We start from the raw sequence: 19,172 nt of genomic DNA, 5'->3' as shown, positions 1-19,172 counted from the left end.
CTAATTGTCTAAAAGACAACTACGGTATATTTTGTTCGAGACTAATATGAAACATATTAAGTAAGAGAATTATACTCCTCTTCTCTTACAAACAGGCAGATTTCTGCCTTTTGCAACCCTTACATTATAACATAGAATGTGCTCGTTTCAATAACTGAACGATTCTTTTTCATAATTATACGGGCAAATACCCTTCTCTTTCAATGCGCAGTAACCATTGATAGGCAATATGAAATTCCTCAAACTCAATATTGTATGCTGTCATAAGTTCTTCTTCATCAATAGCCAATCCGAAACGCTTTCTTCCAATTCTCTCTAAGACAGCAGCCCAAATTTCTACTTTATCCATTAATAGAGGGAACGGAAAAATGCTAATTTGTAATTCTTTCCAGTATGTAACCATCGTACTAAATATATCTGGATAATTTTGCTCTAATCGGTTTGAGAATTTATGTATAATTTTATCGGATTGCTCCTCATTATGACCTATAAATGCTGGAATCACCTTTATCGTATTTCCAAACTTCTCTACTTCTATCTCTTCTTCTATTTGATTTTCTACCATTTTATACAAAATAGAAGTTTTTAAATACGGGTGCTGATCTTCGTCTATTAAAAATTTCTTTAAAGTAGGAAGTGCGAGATCCAGGTCTTTTAACGAAAGTTTCTGGATCACTCTTAGCTTTTGACCAAAGTTTTCTCCAAAAATCCCATCGGTAAATTCTTCTAATTCAAAATTCGAATCCACTAGCGGTGTATCTTCTTCATTCAGCATCCCTTGCGCAAACAAAGCAAGCTGCGCCAATTTTTCCTTTTGCTCAGGAATTATATCTTTCGTTTGCAAAACTTCCTCAACAGTTTCAATGACACCTTCATAATCATTTGTTTGAACTAAAATAGTTACATACGTTTCAAGAATATCACCAAATAATACAGCTCCTGTTTCAAGCAACTGCTCACATTTTTCTTTCGCTTCTTCCATACGTTTTAATTCTAGCAAACAAATAACGGAAGCTAATTCTGTTTGTTCCGTTTCTGCATTATACTGACGTAATATTTCAAAGCAGCGCAATGCATCTTCGAATTCCCGCTCTTTCAACGCTAAAAAACCTTTATCAATATAGCGTTCTGATAGTTGCGGAAACAATACGACCGTATTTTCTTTTTTATCCATACGTCCGCCTCTTTTTCTAGATTTTAATGATCTTCAAAGTAAATATATCAAATGCGTAATGAGAACACAACATTCCAAAATTATTTATTTGAAATATAGGAATATTCTATTTTCATAACGAAAAAGCAACAAATTTTTAAATGAAATTCATTTTTCACAAACAAAAACCCTCAGCAACAGACGGCAGAGGGTTCATCATTAATGGAAAGCTTTTATAATTGTGGGGTATATAACAAGGGTAATAATTTGGAGAACAATAATTGCCATAACAATCATGCTAAAATAGAAGATTGGTTTACTTCGCTTCATTAAAAACATAATAATAAGCATCGTACAAGCAAACAAACTCAAAAAGAACAAACTTGTTGTCGAACTAAGTATACCACTCGGGACAAAGAACAATAAAACTACACTACAAGTACCTATAATTCCAAATAACCATTCCATTCATTCACTCATTCCCTTTCCCTCTCATGGCAGTTTTTTCTACGCTACTAAATGTTTTACAACATCAATTACATATGTTAACTTTTCATACGCCACAAACCCAAAAGCTACTGTTAAACCCGTTACAATTAATCCTTTCATCATCTCTTCCTCCTCATGTATCGTTGTTATCTTCATTATAGAGGATTAGTAATTTGTTACCATCGAACTTCCTTACAGTTACCTTACAGAATTGTAAGATTTCAAAAATTGATTTAAAATCGTGTTAATATATTTTTGTACAATTAAGAATTTAATTTACAAGGGGGATTATACATGTTTAAAAAAATGGCTGCAGATGTATTAGGACTAAGCGATGTAGGATCTGTCATTACACCGAAAGATTACGATAAAGTTGATGCTGATGATTACGTGATGCATGAAGATGGGGAGAAAATTTATTTTCTAATTAAATCAAAATCAGATGAATATTGTTTCACAAACAAAGGATTAATCCACCTAGATGGTACAAGCGCAACAAGTAAAAAACGTACACTACGCCGCTTTAGCTATAGTAAATATCAAATTAAAAACGTAGCACTTGAAACTGCGGGAACAATTGATTTAGATGTAGAAATTAAGTTTCAAATGGGAGATGAACATTACTCAATTGATGTTCATAAAAAACATATTGAAGAATTAAAAGATTTATATAAGGCTTTACTTAAAATAGAAGAAATCTCATACGACAACGATATTACATTGCAGTATGCACACAAAAGTCTAGATATGGCATCTAACGCTTTCAGCCGTATTTCAAACGCCCAAGTAAATTTAGCAGAGCAATTTAAAGAGATGAACGAGATCGCCTTTAACTGGCTCGTTGATACGAAGAAACAATATAATGTGAAAGATTATGGTTTTGTCTTTGAAAAATTTATTAATAACTAATTTAAACAAACAAAAAACCTTGTTATCAAAAGATAACAAGGTTTTGTTAGCGTCCCAGGAGAGATTCGAACTCCCGACCGTACGCTTAGAAGGCGTATGCTCTATCCGGCTGAGCTACTGGGACATGGAGCGGGTGAAGAGAATCGAACTCTCGACCAGAGCTTGGAAGGCTCTTGTTTTACCACTAAACTACACCCGCATATGTTATTTCATTTTTCTTCGTTAGCGCCGTTGCCCTATCGACAATATTTATTATATTCATAACCACTTATAAAGTCAACACTTTTTTAAAAGAGGATAATTTTTATTATCCTCTTTTAAAAGTTGCTTGTTCCACCAGCTGTCCGTCTAATGTTTCAAAACGAACTTCTATATGATTTTCATCCATTTCTAATAAAGCGAATGTCTTTTCTACACGAGAGCGCGGGAGCAAAATACTTCCTGGATTAATAAATAAAATCCCATCAAGTAATTCTGCCCCTAATACATGAGAATGTCCAAAGCATGCTACCTGCGCTCCTACTTCTTCTGCATGATATGCTAATGTTTGTAATGTCATTTTCACATTATGACGATGACCGTGTACAACTAAGAAGCGAATTCCATCTACATCAGTTACAATTTCATCTTGAAAGTTAGCATAATCACAATTCCCTTTTACAACATGGAAACCTTGCAGCTCTTCGTGAGCAGGTGTTAGCTCTGAATCACCACAATGAATCATGACATCTACTTTCCCTTCGTACTTCTCTTTTAACTGCTGTAATTCCTTCACAGAGCTATGACTATCGCTTACGATTAAAGCTTTCATCAATCTCTCTCCCTTATTCTTCTAAAAACCATTCTGGGATTTTTTCTTCTAATTTACGAAGCGCGTGTCCGCGGTGACTAATTGCGTTTTTCTCATCCGAACTTAGCTCAGCCATCGCTTTTTTATATTCTTCTACATAAAAGATCGGATCGTATCCGAAACCATTTTCCCCGCGGCGCTGTTCTAGAATTTTCCCTTCGCACGTTCCGTTTACAATAACCGGCTCTTTATCCACTTCAGGGAAAGCAACTGCTAGCGCACAGTAAAAACGAGCTGTACGTTTTTCTAAATCGACGTCAGTTAACCCTTGTAACACCTTATCTATATTCGCCTGATCATCTTTCGGCTCTCCAGCAAAACGAGCTGAATACACACCTGGTTTCCCGTTTAAGGCATCTACAATAAGACCAGAGTCATCCGCAATTACGATGGAATTCAACTGTCTACTAAGACTGTCCGCCTTTAAAATTGCATTTTCTTCAAATGTTTCACCAGTTTCTTCGACTTCTTCAATATGAGGAAAATCGTGTAAAGATTTCACTTCTAAGTCAAATCTCTCAAATAACTCAGCAAACTCACGTACTTTCCCAAGATTTTTCGTCGCTACAACAACTTGCTTCATATTTTCCACCTCTACTCTATATGAGATACGATGTCACCTAACGCTTCTTTTTGCTTTTCAACAAGTTGGAAAATCCCTTGTTCAGCAGCATCAAGTAATTCATTTAATTCAGCTCTGCTAAACGTCGCTTCTTCTCCAGTTCCTTGCACTTCAACAAACTGACCTTTTCCAGTCATAATAACGTTCATATCAACGTCTGCTTTAGAATCTTCAGCATAATTTAAATCTAAAACAACACCTTGTTCTTCAACAACACCTACTGACGTTGCCGCTAAATAATCTTTCACCGGAATTTTAGATACTTTTTCTGCTTGCAATAATTTTTCAAAAGCTAATACCATCGCTACATAAGCACCTGTAATAGAAGCTGTTCTCGTTCCGCCATCCGCTTGAATTACATCACAGTCAATCCAAACCGTTCTTTCGCCAAGCGCTTCTAAATCAACAACCGCACGTAATGCTCGTCCAATTAAACGCTGGATTTCCATTGTGCGCCCTGTTACTTTCCCTTTACTTGACTCTCTGATTGTACGTTGCTCTGTCGCACGTGGAATCATTGAGTATTCTGCTGTTACCCAGCCTTTTCCTTCTCCGCGCATAAACGGCGGTACACGCTCTTCAATTGTCGCTGAACAAATTACCTTTGTATCCCCAACTTCAATTAGTACTGATCCCTCTGGATGTTTTAAATAATTTGTATGAATATGTATATGGCGTAGCTCTGCCTTTCCTCTACCATCTACTCGCATAAAAATAACCCCCTCATAAATACTCTCATTTAGTATAGCCAAATTTAAATGTACGATATGTATAACAATAAAAGAAGGGGAACTCAAAAAGCAATTCCCCTTTCTTACATAAGTATATCAAATTATTCGCGATTAAAAACTACCTGTATTCACGTTTTGTGGACGATCAACAGGTTTTATTAACTTTTCACCTTTCTCATCCATAAGATTTGCTTTCCCATTCACTTCAATAGAAACATTTTTCACACCTTGTTTTTCCGTTAAAGATAAGACTAACGATTTCAACACATAATTTGAAATCATGTTTTTGTCTGGGTTCACAAATATATTTTCATTAAAGTTTAATGTAATATTTCCGTTCTCCACTTTTGGATTCGTAAGAAGCTTAGCTCCTGGATTAAAATCATTTAGTAGCGATCCTTGAATCGGACCTTTTACAAGCTCATCCACAATTGCCGAGTAATCATTTTCTTTTCCTTCTGCAACGCGCCTTGTTACCGGTACGTAATATTGCTGCTTATTATTATTTTGCGCCATAAAGTAAAGTGTAACCGGTTTTGTATGTGTCACATCTGCTACTTGTTCATCATCAAAGTTAATTCCATTCGCACGACTTACACCTTCACCAAGCGGCGTACCCGCAACAGGCATCTTCGCTAGCTTTTCACCATTTATTTGGAACTGCACTTGTTTTATTTCTGTAAATTGAGTCAAAGTCCACGCTACTGATTCAACAATTTGACGTTCTTCTTCTTTTGAATAATTTTTCATTTCTTTAGAGAAATCAATTACTGCTGTCCCGCCTTTTTTCAAATTCAAGGTCATCGTCGTATTCGCTGGAAGGACTGCTCGAAATCCATTTGGCAATAAATTTGTAACTGGTCCATCTTTCACAAGATACTCTAACGTTTGCTGGACAACTTCATTCGCTTTCGGAGTAGGCATTGCAATAGTTTGCGGTACGACATATCCATTTTTATCAACGAGGTATAACTCTCTATTTACTGTTTGCCCTTGTTTATCTTTTTTAGCAGTTTCTTTCTTTTCACCTTCTGTATACGTAACTTTTTTTGGCGGATCAATTTGTTCTGTCGCTTTCTCTTGATTTAACAAGCCACACCCTGATAATAAAATCGCACTCACAGTAGCACCAACAACCCATTTAAAAGTGGATTTAGGCATGCCATTCCCCCCTAAAATCTAAGTTTGTACTATTATGTATACGAGCTGTTTCATGTTTTAGAACAAGCTATGGCTACTTATACAGAAAAAACCCCTGATTTCTCAGGAGTTCTCTTATATGAATCTACTATTATTCTATTTCTAAATTGATATGCTTCACATTTTCAATCGGCTGACCGAACCACTTTGATGCAATTTCTTTAAACAGGCCTATTTTACCAGTCGTTAAGAAGAGATGATCACTTTGTTCTTCTCCGTCATTTAACATCTTACTATGGTATAAAATCGTGCTTACTTCACGCGCTGTTTCATCACCCGAACTAATTAATTGTACTTGATCCCCCATTACCTTTTTAATAACAGGACCTAAAATCGGATAATGGGTACATCCTAGAATAAGCGTATCAATGTCAGTACTTTTCAACGGTTGCAATGTTTCTCTTACAACTTCATACGCCATTTCACTTTCGAAATTCCCACTCTCTACAAGCTCAACGAAAGGTGGGCACGCTAAACTTTCTACCATAACACGGTTATTAATAGACTTTAGCGCCTCTTCATAGGCGCCACTTTTTACTGTTCCAATCGTTCCAATAATCCCAACATGATACGTATTTGTCACTTTTAAAGCTGTACGTGATCCTGGATGAATAACTCCAACTACTGGAATTGGTAATTCTTTCTGCATTTCTTCTAATACAACCGCAGTTGCTGTATTACACGCAATAACTAACATTTTGATATTTAAATCTAATAAATGCTCCGTCATTTCCCACGTAAATTGACGCACTTCTTCACGAGAACGCGGACCATAAGGGCAACGTGCTGTATCCCCTAAATATATAATACGCTCTTTCGGCAACTGACGAATTAATTCCTTCGCTACTGTTAAACCGCCCACTCCTGAATCAATAACACCGATCGCTCTATTCAACTTAATCACCCGTTTTCTCATTCATCATCTTTTATGTTTATCAGTATATTTTACACACTTTAAGTTCGCTAACTTAAAGTGCCCCTGTATAAAAATTTTCATTTGTACCTATATAGATCAGGACCTTTTTTATTTTGCTCCTTTTTTTCATAATTTGCAAGGCAGAAAAATAACCGACCTTCTATATGAAAGTCGGTTTCTTCTATATAAATTGCGTATTTACCCCGCTATTTGCCGGACAGTAAGACCCCCATCTCAAAATTCAGCGAAAGCAAAGAAGTTATATGGGGGATCGGGCTGCCCGTAAAAGTCCGATTGGTGTGGGCTAATAATTAGTGGGGGATGCCCCCCACTAATTAAAGTTTCACTTTATTGCTCCATCTTTTTTCGGAAAGAAGACATTCCTATTAATAAGAAGAAATGAGCAGAAATTAAAATGATGATTAAAATAAAATTCAAACGATAACTATTTGTAGATTCCATAACTTTACTCGCTACAGCTGGTCCAAATGCCATACCGAAAAAGTTAATTAAATTATATAAACCAAGACCGACTCCAACTTTAGCTGGATGTAATGTTTTCGGTATAAATGTGTTTAATGATACTTGAATAGCTGAATAACTCATAAATGTTAAAATAATCGCCAATACAATAACGACTATGCTTCCATTCGGAATAAATCCTAAAATTAAAAAGCCAACGATCATAATGACAGACGCTACATAAATCATATTCACATTTCCAAACGAAGGGACAATCTTTCCCGTAATAAAACTAGATACAATACCAAAGAGTGATGCAACAAACAATGCAATTCCGATAACGAATGGCGACAATCCGTGCACTCTTCCTAACAGTGATGGCAATAATAATAGACTAGCACATAACGCCACATTAATTATAAACCCGACCGCTATTAAACGAAGAAATGGTTTGTTCGAAAATAACTCAATATCAATAAATGGATGCTCCGCGTTCTTCATACGAACCGTGAATAAAAATAAGAAAGCTACCGATAACACAAATAGCCAACTATTAATATTGACACCTAATAAAACAGTCGTAATGAATGCAAATAATAACGCCGCTCCAATGTAATCAAAATGAAACGCTTCATCCGTATGCTGCGCTTCTTCTGGCATAAATTTTATAAGCAAGAAAATCCCAACTACTGAAATAACCATAAATAAAAATAAATATGGCCACCCTAATGTATTTGTAATAGCCCCGCCAACTAAAGGACCAATGCCTATTGCTAATGCAATAGAAGAACTAATCATCGCTAGTGCACCAGGCTTCTTAGCAGGAGCAACTAATTTTGCCACTGCAATCATACTAAGCGCAATAAACGCCGCGCCCCCACTCGCCTGCACTAATCTTGCAAGAATGGTAATCGCATAAGATTGATTCATAAATCCAATAATAGAACCCGCTACAAATATGATAATTGAAATAATCAATAGTTTTTTCACGCTATAACGATCAGCCAACTTCCCATATATCATCGAACCAATACCGACAACTAAGGAATAACCTACTACAACCCAACTTACTTTCGATTGACTAATAGATAAATCATTAGCAATATCCTCTAACGCTACATTAAATAAAACCGCATTCATCGGTCCTAATAAAACGATAAAACATAATGTGAAAACAAACCATTTTGAATGGTTACTTATATCTTTCCCCATGCGTAACACCTCTTCTGATTGTAGTAACTGTAAATGAAAAATAGAGTTGTTTAGCTCCTCTATCACTACTAAACAACTTCATCAAATGTATAAATTTATCGCGCGACAAATTGAATTCGAAATGTAACATTATGTTGTTCGATATTCATGGAACTATCATAGTTTCAGCATTACAGTTTGTCAACGAGAAATATACAAAGTAAACCAATTTAGTGTTTTTAGTTTACTTTGTCCAAAAATTGTTATACACTAATTTCGAATCCGGTATAAGGGGGACTGACATGGTTATTCAAATTTGCAATTTCTAACTTAATAAAATTAAGTAAATAAAGAACTTTTATATAGAAGAAACATTACAGGAGGATTATGATGAAGAAAAAAATGTTAGTTGTATTAACGAGCGTAGAAAAATACCCAAATTTAAATAGAGCTACCGGGCTTTGGCTTGGTGAAGCTGTCCATTTCGTTAAAAAAGTAGAAGAAGCTGGTTACGAAGTAGATTATGTCAGTCCACAAGGCGGCTATACACCGATTGATCCGCATAGTTTAGCGATGGCGGAGAGCATTGATTGGGAATGGTATCAAAAGAAAGAATTTATGAATCGTCTCGGTTCTACAATGAAACCGAGTGAAGTGAATCAAGAAGACTACGCTGTTATTTATTACGCGGGTGGTCACGGAGTTATTTGGGACTTCCCAGAAAACAAAGAACTTCAAAATATTAGCCGCAACATTTATGAAAATGGCGGAATTGTTTCCTCTGTTTGTCACGGAGCTGCTGGTTTATTCCATATCACATTAAGTAACGGGGATCGTTTAATTAACGATAAAAAAGTAACAGGATTCTCAAATAAAGAAGAGAAACTAGCTGAATTAGATCAATTCGTTCCATTTTTAACAGAAGATGAACTCGTTAAATATGGGGGACTTTACGAAAAAGCTGCGCAACCTTGGGAAGCTTACGCTGTAGAAGATAATCGTGTAATTACTGGTCAAAACCCTGCTTCAGGTGGTCCAGTAGCTGAATTAGTATTAAAACAGTTGCAAAAATAATATGTACTAAAAAAGCAGATTTCCCTCTAGTAAGGGAAATCTGCTTTTTTTACGAAATCATTTGTAAATTGGCTATAATTTCTTTTTCAATTTCAGAATCATCAACTACATCTAAAAATTCCGGTTTAAACAGTTGGTATTTCTTCAAATTGTAGAAATCAAGTATCGCTTGCTTTAACGTAATATCGTACTGAATGCAAAAAGTATGATCTATAATGCGTCTTAACATCACATCATCTTGCACCATAAATAGTTGCGCATTCATTTTATTAAAGTAACCTTGTTCCATACCCGACTCAAAAAACATTTGCAAATTACGATTGCGATTTTGTTGTGCAGCGACTAATTGATCCGACAAATGCGGATACGCTTCTTTCAAATCTTGTAAAAAGACATCCGAAATATACGTCACACATTTTAAAGAATGGATAAACGTCTTTTGGAAACGTTCTGTAAACGACATACTTTCATCTTGATTATCCGCATCTCCTTCAAGAAGATAGTTTATAAAATCCTCTACTACTGCCTCAATAATCTCATCTTTCGAAGAAAAACGTTTATATAAAGTAGCTTTACTAATATCCATATATTTCGCAATCTCATCTATTTTTAATTGGCTAAAACTCGTCTTTCGAATAACGGGCTTTATTTTATTAATATAAGTATTTGCACACGCTACTTTTCTCATTTAAAAGAGCCTCCCCTTTTGTTCATACAAAATAGTATAGCAAATTCATGAATGTTTATAAATGAAGTTATTATACTCATTACGTCTTTTTAGTTTATTACAATTTCAATCTACGCTATACATAAAAAGTACCCGCTACCTTTGTTAGTAGCGGGCACCTTTTCTATAATTTATTTACAGCTCTTTTTATAGCCTTACCTATTCCCACACTAGACTGCGGATTCTGCCCTGTAATCAAACGCCCATCTACTACAACATGCGGCGTGAAATTAGGTGCTACATAAAATAAAGCCCCTTCTTCTTTCAACTTACTTTCTAGCAAAAACGGAACTCGATTTTCTAAATGTACAGCTTTTTCTTCATCGTTTGTATAACCTGTTATACGCTTACCGGCAACAAAAAACGAGCCATCTTTATTTTTCACACCAACTAAAGAACTTACCCCGTGACAAACAGCCGCTACGATCCGGTTATTATTGTACATATTATCAATTAAATTTGCTACATATGGATTACCTGGAAAATCTACAATCGCCCCATGCCCACCACCAAATAATACCGCATCATACTCTGATGAATGAACAGTTGAAATCGCCCTCGTATTTTGCAATAAAGAAGCGACATGCTTAAATTCACGAGGTATGCCATTCGGAATAGACACTCTATCAATTGGTACTCTCCCGCCTTTTATCGACACAATATCAACATCGAACTTAGCTTTTTTAAATAAATGATAAGGAGCTGCGAGCTCTTCCAGCCACAAACCAGTCGGGTGTCCCTTTAGATCATGAGCGCTTGTTGAAACTAATAATACCCTTTTCAACATATCCCCTCCCTTACTACCTATTTATGTATGAAACATTCTTATCATTCATATGGAGCATGAAACAAACAGAAAAATAGCCGACCTTTTGTATAAAAGTCGGCTGCTTTCTTATAGTTCGAGCTCTCCCATACGAAGAAGCTCAACAACTGCTTGTGAACGTCCTTTAACCCCTAGCTTTTGCATTGCGTTTGAGATATGATTACGTACTGTTTTTTCACTTATAAACAGTTCACCTGCAATTTCCTTCGTTGTTTTATCTTGAACCAGTAATTCAAATACTTCTCTTTCTCTCTTTGTGAGTAACGGTTTAGATTGATACGCTTTTTCCTTCAACTGGTATAACCCTCCTTGCTTAAGCCAGAGCTGTATATGTGTAAGTTGGGTGTTTATTTAGTCAAGATATTGTATGAGCGAAATGTGCAGGTGGTGAATGAAAATGGGCTTTATTTCTTATGTTATTTTAGACTTTTATACAGTGCGTACACTCTTTTTATCCACTTACTTTTCAGTACGCCATATTTGTTCTAGTAATATGCTGACAACTGTACCTACGAACAAACCATTTCCGAATATATATTGCATCACAGACGGCAAGGATTGGAGTGCTCCAGACGGTAAAAACATAACACCACTTCCAAATAATATAGCAACTCCTAAAATCGTTACATTCCTTTCGCTGAGCTCCACTTGTTTTATATTATTAAATCCAATTCCAATTAACTGTACGAACGAAGCCATTAAAACCGCAGATGCGACCGCGGATGGCAGAGAGGCTAAGTAGCGGATAATACTTGGAAACAGCGACATACCGACTAATAGTACACATGCAAATAAGAATGAACGCATGTACTTTTGATTTGTTAAACGTATGAAACCTGCCGTTGCTGGTAATGGAACGACACCTACAGTTGAAAACAAAGAGGAAATCATATGCGAAATCCCTCCGACCCACGTACCATCTCTCAACTGTTTTTGTTCAATAGTCGCTTTATGAATGGTAGCTTGATTAATTGCTATAATAGCTGCCACTGTATTTGAAACTAAAATACATACCATAACGAAACTTGATACAGCCATACCTGTATTCCATTTTGGAATTCCCCACGCGAATATATGTGGAAGTTGCACAAAATGAGTTACTTGAGATGGGATCGTCACTTTTCCTGCAATGAGAAAAATAATCCAGCCACTAATTAGCCCTATTAAAACCGCATAACTTTTAACAAACCCTTTTCCGAAGTTGGAGAGTATGACTACGAATAAAAATATGCCAAAAGCAATTAATGCTGTAAATCCATCAATTTGAGAAACAGTAGCTGTAATTCCTAGCATTCCTTTTAAAAATACACCACTTAATTGTAAACATAATAAAAGTAAGAACGTCCCTGTCACGAGCGGCGTAAATAAAAATAAAATACGCCCGATAACTCCCGTTACTCCTAGCCCTATTAAAACAACTCCCGCAACCATCATTCCTAATTCTAAAATTTGCAATGTACTATGTAATTGATCCTGCCCTACAGTTGCATAAGCAAGCACGGTAAATACACCAACCCAAGATCCAGCTGGTCCATCCGCAATCGGAAGCTTATGTCCAAGCCATCCTTGTAAAAAAGAAGATATACCAACTACGAAAAACGTACGCTGCATTAAATAAAATACTTCTTCCGTCGTAAGATGAAATAATCCGCCAACGACAATTGGTAGCGCGATTGAGTTTGCTAATAAAAAAATAAACCATTGCAAAGTTCCCATAATATGATTTTGATTATGTTGATTGTCCAAACTTTTCATCCCTTCTTGCTTCCTTATAAGGAAGTATAGTACTTCCCTGTTTCTACTAAATAAAAAAGAAGGGTTCTATTTTCACAATTAGAACCCTTCTAAAAACATCTAAACGATTCCTCTATACAAGATTATCAGATTTCACTTGATCTAAATCCCCTATAACAACATTCCCTTTATACATAACTACACGCTTCTCTGTTTGACGAGCCACTGCTTCCGCGGCGCATGTTGCATTCGTTAAAACAAAACTGGCCTCATCCCCTACATTCGGCCACACTCGTTTCCCTTCATTATTTAACGTTTCTTTCCCTCCAGTAATAAAACGAAGAGCTTTCCCTAAAGACCTTTCATCACTCCAACCAAATCGTTCTGCCAATCGATTTGCCTTTTGAAGCATATCACCTGTGCCAAACGGAGACCAATGATCTGTAATACTATCATTTCCTAATGAAACTTTAACACCTTTTTTATCTAGTAACGGAATTGGGATTACTTGTTTACCGATTGGAACGGTTGAAGTGATATCAATCTTTAATGCTGCTAGTCTTTCTGCCACTTCTTCAGCTTCTTTATCAGTAACACCACCAAGTCCAAGCGCATGACTAATTGTTACACGACCTTGCCATCCTGCTTCTTCCGTTAGACTTGCCAATCTCTTCATTGTAAACGTTCCAAGGTTATTTGCATCATGCAAATGAATATCAACATCCGCGTTAAATTCTACCGCAATGTCCATAATCGTATGTAATGATTTTTCAATATCATTATCTACTGTAGCCGGGTCCACTCCGCCAACTAATTGTGCGCCCATACGCATCGCATCTTTCACAAGTTGCATAGAATTACTTCGCAATAATCCATGTTGCGGAAATGCAACTATTCTACCAGACAACCGATCTTTATATGTTCCTAAAGCCGCTAACGTTGCCTCTAAATTACGAAGTCCAATAACCGGATCCACATTACAATGCGTTCTAATATTTGTTGCGCCATTTCGAAGCAATAACTCTAGCATATTTTCCGCCCTGTCTTGAGCAGTTGCTAATTGCTTTGGTAAAATCGTTTTTTCTTCATTAAAACGTGTAAAAATATTTTCTGCTGGCATACAAGCTTTCCAAGGCCCACTATAATATGTTTTATCAATATGAATATGCATCTCTTCAAAAGCTGGTAAAACTAATAAACGATTAGCATCAAAAGTTAACGTTCCTTCCTCTTGGGCGATTCCCGATATAATTCTTTTAATTCGCCCATCTTCAATAAGAAGACTGCATATCCCAGTTTCCGTTTGTGAAATTTTTGCTTCTTCATATGTATAACCTGTTTCAAGCTTTACATTAGTCAACCAATATAATGTCATTACCATTTCCCCACCTTATATTAGAAAATACGTCACACCCTCATTTTCATTTTAATACCAACTGAAAATTAAGACAATTAATCCACTGTATTGTCCTTTCACAAAAAAATGTAATATAACCTAATGGTCTTCTCATAAATTTCCATATAGAATAAAAGTACACTGTATCACTCATACATAACAGCGGTGATATAAAAAGGAGAGGATCATAATATGTCGAAGAGGTTATATAAATCCGAAACTGATAAAATGTTATTTGGTATATGCGGTGGTTTAGGAGAATATTTTGATATTAGCTCTACTCTCATTCGTATTATTTGGGTCATTGCTATTCTATGTTTTGGAACGGGATTTTTAGTTTATTTTATTTGTTTATTACTTATGCCACGCGCGTACTAACTGGTATCATTCCATATACTTAAGAAGAGCATATAAAAAATCACCTATAGAATTCTTTTCTATAGGTGATTTTTTCATGAAGAATATTTCATCGTTAAATGTAATACCGCTACTTCATCCTCTTCATTTTTATAACTATGTTTCTTATTAGCTTCAAACTGAATGGAGTCAAACTCATTTAGCACATATACGTCATTCTCAACTTGAATAGAAACTTTCCCTTTCATTACTGTTACAAGCTCAATTGCTCCTTCATGATGAGCTTCCGGTTCATATATACTATTCGCTCTTAAACAAGCACGGTGCATTTCCATCCCTGTTTCTTTCGTGTAACGGAACATCGTTTCTAAATGCCATGCTTGTCCTACATCTACTGCAAATCCTTCTCCGCAGCGCGCAACAGCTACTGGTTCTCCAACAACCATTAATCTCGATAAAGGAATCGATAACCCTTTCGTTATTTTCCAAATGACAGCTAACGTTGGATTTGTTTCGCCTCTCTCAATTTTCCCTAATGTTAATTTACTAACCCCTGTTTTTTGGGCTAATTCTTCTAAACTTAATTTTTGTTCATTTCGAATTTGTCTTAATAGCTGACCTACTTGCTGAATTACTTCTTTCGTTTGCATATCTTCATTTTCTTTCATCTATAAAACCACCTTAAAGTATAAAAAAGTTTACTTTTATTATTTTAAAGTATATTATACTATACATAATTATTTTTTCCAAAAGGAGTGTTATATTTCATGCGCGCAATATTACTAGGTCTTTTATCATCGGCCTTTTTTTCTGCAACCTTTATTATTAACAGAGCAATGAATGTATCTGGAACAAGCTGGGCTTGGACTGCTTCCTTCCGTTTTCTATTTGCTCTCCCTATTTTATTCCTTATCGTTTTATTTCGCAAAAACTTAGGAGCTTTATGGGAAGAATTAAAAAAACATCCATTTGTATGGATCGGGTGGGGCTCGGTCGCTGGCATCGGCTTCTATTCTTTATTAAGTTTCGCAGCTGTTTTTTCTCCAGCTTGGCTCGTTGCTGGAACTTGGCAAGTTACGATATTAGCAGGTTTACTTTTATCGCCATTATTCTTCATTAAAATAGAAACAAAATCTGGTACAAAACTTGTACGTGGAAAAATTCCACTGCGCAGTTTATACGTCGCTTTATTTATTTTACTTGGTGTACTTTGTATGCAAGCTACTGAAGCGGGTCATATTACAATGACTCAATTCATTTCTGGTTTTTTGCCTGTCGTTTTAGCAGCTTTCTTATATCCCTTCGGTAACCGAAAAATGATGGAACTTGTTGGCGGGCGTCTTGATACATTCCAACGTGTATTAGGAATGGCAATCGGAAGTCTCCCTATTACAATCCTACTTGGTATATACGGATTTTCCACTACCGGTATTCCATCATCAAGTCAAATGATGCAAGGATTTTTGTTAGCATTATGTTCCGGAGTTATTGCGACGATGACATTTTTCTTTGCTACTGACTTAGCAAAAGACAATCTTGCTTTACTTGGAGCTGTTGAAGCAACACAAGCTGGAACGATGGTCTTCACTGTGCTTGGTGAGATTATTTTCTTAAATGGTTCATTCCCTAGCGGGCTGTCACTGATTGGGATGATTATTATCATGCTAGGAATGATCGTAAATAGTGTTTTAAACCGTTCTGTTCCAGTCATTAAACAAAAAAAATCAGCATAAAAATAGATATGGTTCTTCTTCATAGAACCATATCTATTTTTATTATCTCCCTATTTCGCCTTATCAGAATAGTATTTCATTAGCTATTTATACTAAAACCTATGTTATAATACGTTTCATGTGCATTAATAGGAGGTAAATTATGTTAAAAAAAGCAATTGCTGAATTTATTGGTACATTTGTACTTGTATTATTCGGAACTGGAGTAGCTGTCATTGGTGGCGGAATTGAAGGAATTGGAACATTAGGTATCGCTATGGCTTTCGGATTATCTATCGTGGCTATGGCATATAGCATTGGAACAATTTCTGGATGTCATATTAACCCAGCAGTATCAATCGCTATGTTCATCAACAAAAGAATGAACGCTATGGAACTTAGCTATTATTTATTAGCTCAAATTTTAGGTGGTTTATTAGGAACTGCAACGTTAGTAACAATTTTACGATCTGCTAAATTACCTTTAGATAATTTAGGACAAAATAGTTTTGGAACTCTTGGTTTATCTGGAGCATTTTTAGTTGAATTCATTTTAACTTTCGTATTTGTTTTAGTTATCGTTGCTGTAACAGGTAAAAAGGGAAGTTCTTCTTTAGCTGGACTAGTAATTGGTTTCACATTAGTATTAATTCACTTATTAGGTATTCCGTTAACTGGAACATCTGTTAACCCAGCTCGTAGTATCGCACCAGCTCTATTCGCTGGAGGAGAAGCAATTTCTCAACTATGGGTGTTCATCGTTGCCCCAATTTTTGGTGGTATCGTAGCAGCTGTTGTAGGAAAGTTTATTTTAAATACGGAAAAATAGAACTTTCAATATTTCCGAATAAAAAAATGCGAGCCCTCATCATGAGGAAGCTCGCTTCTTTTTATTCTTTAATTTTCGACTTTAAATTTGTAACTAATTGCTGCACCGTTACATTTGCAAGTACGTTTTCCATCGCTTCTTGCGATTGTATTAAAATAATCTCTAATACCGATTGAATATTAGCTCCTACTGGACATTCAATGTTGGGATTTTCATGGAAAGAAAATAGATGTCCTTCTTCTACAACTTCCACAGCTTTATATACATCAAGTAATGTAATTTCATCTAAATCACGAGCAAGTGTCGTACCACCTTTACCAGCTTGTACATCAACAAGTCCTGCTCTCTTCAACATTCCTGTAATGCGACGAATCACAACTGGATTTGTATTCACACTACCAGCAATCCATTCAGAGGTACAGCGAGAGTTTCGATCTATTGCAAGTAACGTTAACATATGAACACCTACTGTAAAACGACTACTAATTCCCATCTGCACACCCTCCTTTTTATTCATTCTATTAAAAGACAACTCTTATTATTATATACTATTTTTAATTTATACATAAAGTGAAACTTTAATCAGTGGGGGTTTTGTTCATCCCCCACTGATTATTAGCCTTCACCAATCGGGCGTTTACGGGCAGCCCGACTCCCATCTAACTTCTTTGCTCCAGCTGAATTTTGAGATGGGAGTTTTACTGCCCACAAATAGCGGGGTAAAGAAAAAGCATGATTCCATTAGAAAATCATGCTTTCCCTCTATTATTGACGCTTTATAAATTTCGCCAAATCTTTAAACTTCACTTTATCAGAGTAATTCATTACACCGTTTACATAGATACGGCTTGTAATCGCATTTAATATACCAATCGTCGCCAATAAAACTACTAATGTTATCGTAATCTCTAACATACCTGCTTCACCAGCTACAATCCGCGAGAAGGTAACCATTGGTGTGAAAAACGGAACATACGAACTTACAACAACAATAGTACTATTTGGATCACTTAATGATTTAATACTAATGAAGAATGCAGCCATGATCAAAATCATTATCGGGAAAGATACAGCTTGTAAATCCTCTGTCTTAGACACAACAGCTCCAGCCGCAGCGTACATCATCGCATAAAGTAAATACCCCGTAATGAAATAAACAAGAAACATACTTATAACCTTTGCATCTAATTTTGTAAAGTCAATTGGAACACCAAGTAATGAAGCACTTTCTAAATCGACCCAACCTAACAAATAAGGAATAAGATAACCACACGCCAATATTACAAGTTGTAATAACGCCGTTGAAACAACCGCCAAAATTTTCGCATACATCATCGTAAGAGGCTTTACTTTCGGAAGCATTACTTCCATTACACGTGACGCCTTTTCAGATGCAATATTCATTGCGATTGTATTTCCGAAAGCTACAATAAACATATACAAAGCAAATGTAAAGAAATATGCAATTCCGAAAGAAGATGTACGATCTTTTATCGCTTCTTGCTTCACTTGAATTTCTGCTTGTAATTGCTGCGCAATTTCTGGTGAAACATTATTTTTTGCAATCGTCACCTTCGTATATTGTTGTTTTAAATAACCCGCCATAATCGCAGAAGTTGCTTGGCTTGGAAATCCATTATACATATATGTAACTGCTGGAGTCCCATCCTTTTCCGTCACATGGAATAGACCATCTAAATCCCCCTCTTCTACTTGCTTATGCAGTTTATCAAAATCATCCTTTGAACCGACCGTTATTTTTGCTGATGGCAATAGCTTATTTAGCTCTTCTTTTTGTACTTTGTATGTGGAACTCTCTACTACCACTGCAATTTTATCTTTATCCTTATTTTTATCATCGCCTGAAGTAAAATGATTAAATGCAAAAATACCAAACACAACTAAAAATAAAATCGCACTCGTAATTAATGATTTTTTAGATAAAAACGCTTCCTTAAAATAAAATGAAAATACATGAGAAAATTTACGCATCT

The 19,172-nt window shown here is 35.9% G+C and carries 21 protein-coding genes and 2 tRNA genes; 5 read left to right on the top strand and 18 right to left on the bottom strand.

The annotated features are described in order from the left end of the window. Nucleotides 1–175 precede the first annotated feature (175 nt). Nucleotides 176–1,174 (bottom strand): hypothetical protein, encoded by a 999-nt coding sequence (locus tag JFT89_RS25835; protein ID WP_201040903.1) that lies wholly within the window; start codon nucleotides 1,172–1,174, stop codon nucleotides 176–178. Nucleotides 1,175–1,372: 198 nt separating this feature from the next. Next, nucleotides 1,373–1,621 carry a hypothetical protein gene (locus tag JFT89_RS25830; RefSeq protein ID WP_001983650.1) on the bottom strand — a complete coding sequence of 83 codons (249 nt, stop codon included), beginning with the start codon at nucleotides 1,619–1,621 and terminating at the stop codon, nucleotides 1,373–1,375. Nucleotides 1,622–1,936: 315 nt separating this feature from the next. Here JFT89_RS25830 and JFT89_RS25825 point away from each other — a divergent pair, with 315 nt between their 5' ends. Then, on the top strand, nucleotides 1,937–2,551 hold the full coding sequence (locus JFT89_RS25825; RefSeq protein WP_000473869.1) for a PH domain-containing protein: 615 nt from the start codon (nucleotides 1,937–1,939) through the stop codon (nucleotides 2,549–2,551). A 50-nt stretch (nucleotides 2,552–2,601) separates the two neighbouring features. Here the strand turns inward: JFT89_RS25825 and JFT89_RS25820 are convergent. From JFT89_RS25820 to JFT89_RS25785, 8 genes are all read right to left on the bottom strand, one after another. After that, nucleotides 2,602–2,675, bottom strand: a tRNA-Arg gene (locus JFT89_RS25820). Nucleotide 2,676: 1 nt separating this feature from the next. Beyond that, a tRNA-Gly gene (locus JFT89_RS25815) sits at nucleotides 2,677–2,750 on the bottom strand. A 108-nt stretch (nucleotides 2,751–2,858) separates the two neighbouring features. Further along, nucleotides 2,859–3,362, bottom strand: coding sequence for a metallophosphoesterase (locus JFT89_RS25810; RefSeq protein WP_002067355.1), 504 nt, complete (start codon nucleotides 3,360–3,362; stop codon nucleotides 2,859–2,861). A gap of 13 nt (nucleotides 3,363–3,375) precedes the next feature. Beyond that, nucleotides 3,376–3,984 (bottom strand): XTP/dITP diphosphatase, encoded by a 609-nt coding sequence (locus JFT89_RS25805; protein WP_016096061.1) that lies wholly within the window; start codon nucleotides 3,982–3,984, stop codon nucleotides 3,376–3,378. 11 nt (nucleotides 3,985–3,995) lie between these two features. Then, nucleotides 3,996–4,733 carry a ribonuclease PH gene (gene rph / locus JFT89_RS25800; RefSeq protein WP_002015340.1) on the bottom strand — a complete coding sequence of 246 codons (738 nt, stop codon included), beginning with the start codon at nucleotides 4,731–4,733 and terminating at the stop codon, nucleotides 3,996–3,998. A 132-nt stretch (nucleotides 4,734–4,865) separates the two neighbouring features. Then, nucleotides 4,866–5,915: a GerMN domain-containing protein gene (locus tag JFT89_RS25795; RefSeq protein WP_016092378.1), complete on the bottom strand. Its 1,050-nt coding sequence runs from the start codon at nucleotides 5,913–5,915 to the stop codon at nucleotides 4,866–4,868. 130 nt (nucleotides 5,916–6,045) lie between these two features. Continuing rightward, complete coding sequence (gene racE, locus JFT89_RS25790) at nucleotides 6,046–6,870, bottom strand: glutamate racemase (RefSeq protein WP_207197550.1); 825 nt, start codon at nucleotides 6,868–6,870, stop codon at nucleotides 6,046–6,048. 348 nt (nucleotides 6,871–7,218) lie between these two features. Then, nucleotides 7,219–8,544 carry an MFS transporter gene (locus JFT89_RS25785; RefSeq protein ID WP_201040902.1) on the bottom strand — a complete coding sequence of 442 codons (1,326 nt, stop codon included), beginning with the start codon at nucleotides 8,542–8,544 and terminating at the stop codon, nucleotides 7,219–7,221. A 369-nt stretch (nucleotides 8,545–8,913) separates the two neighbouring features. Between JFT89_RS25785 and JFT89_RS25780 the strand changes: the two genes are divergently transcribed. Beyond that, nucleotides 8,914–9,597, top strand: coding sequence for a type 1 glutamine amidotransferase domain-containing protein (locus JFT89_RS25780; RefSeq protein ID WP_201040901.1), 684 nt, complete (start codon nucleotides 8,914–8,916; stop codon nucleotides 9,595–9,597). Nucleotides 9,598–9,646: 49 nt separating this feature from the next. Here JFT89_RS25780 and JFT89_RS25775 read toward each other — a convergent pair whose 3' ends face one another. From JFT89_RS25775 to JFT89_RS25755, 5 genes are all read right to left on the bottom strand, one after another. After that, nucleotides 9,647–10,285, bottom strand: coding sequence for a TetR/AcrR family transcriptional regulator (locus tag JFT89_RS25775; RefSeq protein WP_001233017.1), 639 nt, complete (start codon nucleotides 10,283–10,285; stop codon nucleotides 9,647–9,649). A 163-nt stretch (nucleotides 10,286–10,448) separates the two neighbouring features. After that, nucleotides 10,449–11,111 carry a type 1 glutamine amidotransferase domain-containing protein gene (locus JFT89_RS25770; protein WP_002067344.1) on the bottom strand — a complete coding sequence of 221 codons (663 nt, stop codon included), beginning with the start codon at nucleotides 11,109–11,111 and terminating at the stop codon, nucleotides 10,449–10,451. 108 nt (nucleotides 11,112–11,219) lie between these two features. After that, nucleotides 11,220–11,444 carry a spore germination transcription factor GerE gene (gerE, locus tag JFT89_RS25765; RefSeq protein WP_000659484.1) on the bottom strand — a complete coding sequence of 75 codons (225 nt, stop codon included), beginning with the start codon at nucleotides 11,442–11,444 and terminating at the stop codon, nucleotides 11,220–11,222. A 165-nt stretch (nucleotides 11,445–11,609) separates the two neighbouring features. Beyond that, nucleotides 11,610–12,905, bottom strand: a complete 1,296-nt coding sequence (locus JFT89_RS25760) for a purine/pyrimidine permease (protein ID WP_016096057.1) — start codon at nucleotides 12,903–12,905, stop codon at nucleotides 11,610–11,612. A gap of 112 nt (nucleotides 12,906–13,017) precedes the next feature. Next, complete coding sequence (locus tag JFT89_RS25755) at nucleotides 13,018–14,259, bottom strand: amidohydrolase family protein (RefSeq protein ID WP_016096056.1); 1,242 nt, start codon at nucleotides 14,257–14,259, stop codon at nucleotides 13,018–13,020. Between the two features lie 213 nt (nucleotides 14,260–14,472). Here JFT89_RS25755 and JFT89_RS25750 point away from each other — a divergent pair, with 213 nt between their 5' ends. Beyond that, the gene (locus JFT89_RS25750) at nucleotides 14,473–14,658 is read left to right on the top strand and encodes a PspC domain-containing protein (protein WP_002088845.1); all 186 of its coding nucleotides are present in this window, start codon (nucleotides 14,473–14,475) and stop codon (nucleotides 14,656–14,658) included. Nucleotides 14,659–14,732: 74 nt separating this feature from the next. Here the strand turns inward: JFT89_RS25750 and JFT89_RS25745 are convergent, their stop codons facing one another. Then, nucleotides 14,733–15,305 (bottom strand): helix-turn-helix domain-containing protein, encoded by a 573-nt coding sequence (locus tag JFT89_RS25745; protein WP_002034214.1) that lies wholly within the window; start codon nucleotides 15,303–15,305, stop codon nucleotides 14,733–14,735. 99 nt (nucleotides 15,306–15,404) lie between these two features. Here JFT89_RS25745 and JFT89_RS25740 point away from each other — a divergent pair, with 99 nt between their 5' ends. Next, nucleotides 15,405–16,370, top strand: a complete 966-nt coding sequence (locus JFT89_RS25740; RefSeq protein WP_002138508.1) for a DMT family transporter — start codon at nucleotides 15,405–15,407, stop codon at nucleotides 16,368–16,370. A 142-nt stretch (nucleotides 16,371–16,512) separates the two neighbouring features. Continuing rightward, the gene (locus JFT89_RS25735) at nucleotides 16,513–17,178 is read left to right on the top strand and encodes an aquaporin (protein WP_002067333.1); all 666 of its coding nucleotides are present in this window, start codon (nucleotides 16,513–16,515) and stop codon (nucleotides 17,176–17,178) included. Between the two features lie 61 nt (nucleotides 17,179–17,239). Here JFT89_RS25735 and JFT89_RS25730 read toward each other — a convergent pair whose 3' ends face one another. Further along, nucleotides 17,240–17,671, bottom strand: a complete 432-nt coding sequence (locus JFT89_RS25730; RefSeq protein ID WP_002088848.1) for an Rrf2 family transcriptional regulator — start codon at nucleotides 17,669–17,671, stop codon at nucleotides 17,240–17,242. Nucleotides 17,672–17,943: 272 nt separating this feature from the next. Then, on the bottom strand, nucleotides 17,944–19,170 hold the full coding sequence (locus JFT89_RS25725) for an ABC transporter permease (RefSeq protein ID WP_002015418.1): 1,227 nt from the start codon (nucleotides 19,168–19,170) through the stop codon (nucleotides 17,944–17,946). Nucleotides 19,171–19,172 lie beyond the last annotated feature (2 nt).

Origin of the sequence: Bacillus sp. TH25 (genome assembly GCF_016650935.1) — a bacterium.
Lineage (GTDB): Bacteria > Bacillota > Bacilli > Bacillales > Bacillaceae_G > Bacillus_A > Bacillus_A mycoides.
The sequence above is the reverse complement of the archived record's forward strand: the minus strand, read 5'-3'. Positions and strand labels throughout refer to the sequence as shown.

Coding starts and splice junctions, on each gene's coding strand:
- JFT89_RS25835 (WP_201040903.1), bottom strand. CDS start 1,174: ATGGATAAAAAAGAAAATACGGTCGTATTGTTTCCGCAACTATCAGAA.
- JFT89_RS25830 (WP_001983650.1), bottom strand. CDS start 1,621: ATGGAATGGTTATTTGGAATTATAGGTACTTGTAGTGTAGTTTTATTG.
- JFT89_RS25825 (WP_000473869.1), top strand. CDS start 1,937: ATGTTTAAAAAAATGGCTGCAGATGTATTAGGACTAAGCGATGTAGGA.
- JFT89_RS25810 (WP_002067355.1), bottom strand. CDS start 3,362: ATGAAAGCTTTAATCGTAAGCGATAGTCATAGCTCTGTGAAGGAATTA.
- JFT89_RS25805 (WP_016096061.1), bottom strand. CDS start 3,984: ATGAAGCAAGTTGTTGTAGCGACGAAAAATCTTGGGAAAGTACGTGAG.
- rph (WP_002015340.1), bottom strand. CDS start 4,733: ATGCGAGTAGATGGTAGAGGAAAGGCAGAGCTACGCCATATACATATT.
- JFT89_RS25795 (WP_016092378.1), bottom strand. CDS start 5,915: ATGCCTAAATCCACTTTTAAATGGGTTGTTGGTGCTACTGTGAGTGCG.
- racE (WP_207197550.1), bottom strand. CDS start 6,870: ATGAGAAAACGGGTGATTAAGTTGAATAGAGCGATCGGTGTTATTGAT.
- JFT89_RS25785 (WP_201040902.1), bottom strand. CDS start 8,544: ATGGGGAAAGATATAAGTAACCATTCAAAATGGTTTGTTTTCACATTA.
- JFT89_RS25780 (WP_201040901.1), top strand. CDS start 8,914: ATGAAGAAAAAAATGTTAGTTGTATTAACGAGCGTAGAAAAATACCCA.
- JFT89_RS25775 (WP_001233017.1), bottom strand. CDS start 10,285: ATGAGAAAAGTAGCGTGTGCAAATACTTATATTAATAAAATAAAGCCC.
- JFT89_RS25770 (WP_002067344.1), bottom strand. CDS start 11,111: ATGTTGAAAAGGGTATTATTAGTTTCAACAAGCGCTCATGATCTAAAG.
- JFT89_RS25760 (WP_016096057.1), bottom strand. CDS start 12,905: ATGAAAAGTTTGGACAATCAACATAATCAAAATCATATTATGGGAACT.
- JFT89_RS25755 (WP_016096056.1), bottom strand. CDS start 14,259: ATGACATTATATTGGTTGACTAATGTAAAGCTTGAAACAGGTTATACA.
- JFT89_RS25750 (WP_002088845.1), top strand. CDS start 14,473: ATGTCGAAGAGGTTATATAAATCCGAAACTGATAAAATGTTATTTGGT.
- JFT89_RS25745 (WP_002034214.1), bottom strand. CDS start 15,305: ATGAAAGAAAATGAAGATATGCAAACGAAAGAAGTAATTCAGCAAGTA.
- JFT89_RS25740 (WP_002138508.1), top strand. CDS start 15,405: ATGCGCGCAATATTACTAGGTCTTTTATCATCGGCCTTTTTTTCTGCA.
- JFT89_RS25735 (WP_002067333.1), top strand. CDS start 16,513: ATGTTAAAAAAAGCAATTGCTGAATTTATTGGTACATTTGTACTTGTA.
- JFT89_RS25730 (WP_002088848.1), bottom strand. CDS start 17,671: ATGGGAATTAGTAGTCGTTTTACAGTAGGTGTTCATATGTTAACGTTA.
- JFT89_RS25725 (WP_002015418.1), bottom strand. CDS start 19,170: ATGCGTAAATTTTCTCATGTATTTTCATTTTATTTTAAGGAAGCGTTT.